We start from the raw sequence: 1544 nt of genomic DNA, 5'->3' as shown, positions 1-1544 counted from the left end.
CGCGACGGCCAGCGGCTGACCGGCCAGGGCGCGCTGCCCAAGCCGGGGGCCCAGGCGGCCGAGTGATCCGCGGCGGGGGGGGCCGGGGATCTCCCTGGCCCCGCCCGGCGATGCCGTGAAACGGCCTGTTTCACGGCTCTCCCTGTCCCGGGGAGGAAGGCTGGGGGAGACCCCGGCCTTTTGCATGGGAGATGCCTCCGTTTCGGAGGCGGATTCGATGGTCAGGGGGTGCGGCGTGCTTGACTCATGGGGAGTCGACGCGTAGTTTCCGCGCCCTCGACGGGGTCTTGCCCGCCATATGGGCATGGCCTGCGGAGTTCTGGACGACAGGGTCTGAGCAACCGGAACCGTCACCATCAGGGTGGCTGAGACCGGGGGTGGGACGAGCCCGATGGGGTTGCGCGATGCGCTGCTCGGTCGGGCGCTCTTGCTTGCAAAGACTCTGGGCGTTCGAAGAAGGGCACGAAGGGGCGTCATGCCGACGATCAACCAGCTCATCGCCAACGGGCGTGAGCCCAAGCCGAGCCGTAACAAGGTTCCGGCGCTGCAGGGCTGCCCGCAGAAGCGCGGCGTCTGCACGCGCGTGTACACCACCACTCCGAAGAAGCCGAACTCGGCGCTCCGTAAGGTCGCCAAGGTTCGTCTCGTGAACGGCATGGAAGTGGTGAGCTACATTCCGGGTGAAGGTCACAACCTGCAGGAGCACTCGGTGGTGCTGATCCGCGGCGGGCGCGTGAAGGACCTTCCCGGCGTGCGCTACCACATCCTGCGCGGCGTGCTGGATACGCAGGGCATCGCCAAGCGTCGCAAGCGCCGTTCGCTGTACGGCGCGAAGCGTCCGAAGTAAGAGGTAGAAAGCGATGTCGCGTCGCCACAGCGCCGAAAAGCGCGAAGTTCTGCCGGATCCGAAGTTCGGTGACATCGTGCTCAGCCGTTTCATGAACGTGCTGATGTACGATGGCAAGAAGAGCACGGCCGAGCGTATTGTCTACGCCGCCATGGACACCCTCAAGCGTCGCGGCGGTCCGAACAGTGACCCCCTGCGCCTGTTCCATGAGGCGATGGACAATGTGAAGCCGGCCGTCGAGGTCCGCTCCCGCCGCGTCGGTGGTGCCACCTATCAGGTGCCCGTCGAGGTCCGTCCGGAGCGCCGTCAGGCCCTGGCCATCCGCTGGCTGATCGAGTCCGCCCGCAAGCGCGGCGAGCACACGATGGAAGAGCGTCTCTCCGCTGAGCTGATGGACGCCGCCAACAATCGTGGCGCGGCCGTCAAGAAGCGCGAGGACACGCACCGGATGGCCGAGGCCAACAAGGCCTTCAGCCACTATCGCTGGTAACGAGACCCGATCGGGAATTACGACGATGGCGAAAGCTAAGTTTGAGCGGAACAAGCCGCACTGCAACATTGGCACGATCGGGCACGTCGACCATGGCAAGACGTCGCTGACGGCGGCGATCACCAAGGTCCTGGCGAAGGCTGGCGGCGCCACCTTCACGGCCTATGACCAGATCGACAAGGCGCCGGAAGAGCGCGCCCGCGGCAT

3 protein-coding genes are annotated in these 1544 nt (G+C 66.1%); all 3 read left to right on the top strand.

Annotated features, from left to right (window positions below):
• Window positions 1-475: 475 nt before the first annotated feature.
• Entirely contained in the window at window positions 476-847 is a 372-nt protein-coding gene (gene rpsL, locus NON00_RS24505) for a 30S ribosomal protein S12 (RefSeq protein WP_007004399.1), read from the top strand.
• Between the two features lie 13 nt (window positions 848-860).
• Window positions 861-1337, top strand: coding sequence for a 30S ribosomal protein S7 (gene rpsG, locus NON00_RS24500; RefSeq protein WP_256025420.1), 477 nt, complete (start codon window positions 861-863; stop codon window positions 1335-1337).
• A 25-nt stretch (window positions 1338-1362) separates the two neighbouring features.
• Window positions 1363-1544: GTP-binding protein (locus tag NON00_RS24495; RefSeq protein WP_256025419.1), on the top strand; the 182-nt coding region annotated here is incomplete at its 3' end.

Source organism: Roseomonas sp. GC11 (assembly GCF_024437745.1).
Classification (GTDB): Bacteria; Pseudomonadota; Alphaproteobacteria; order Acetobacterales; family Acetobacteraceae; genus Pseudoroseomonas.
The sequence above is the reverse complement of the archived record's forward strand: the minus strand, read 5'-3'. Positions and strand labels throughout refer to the sequence as shown.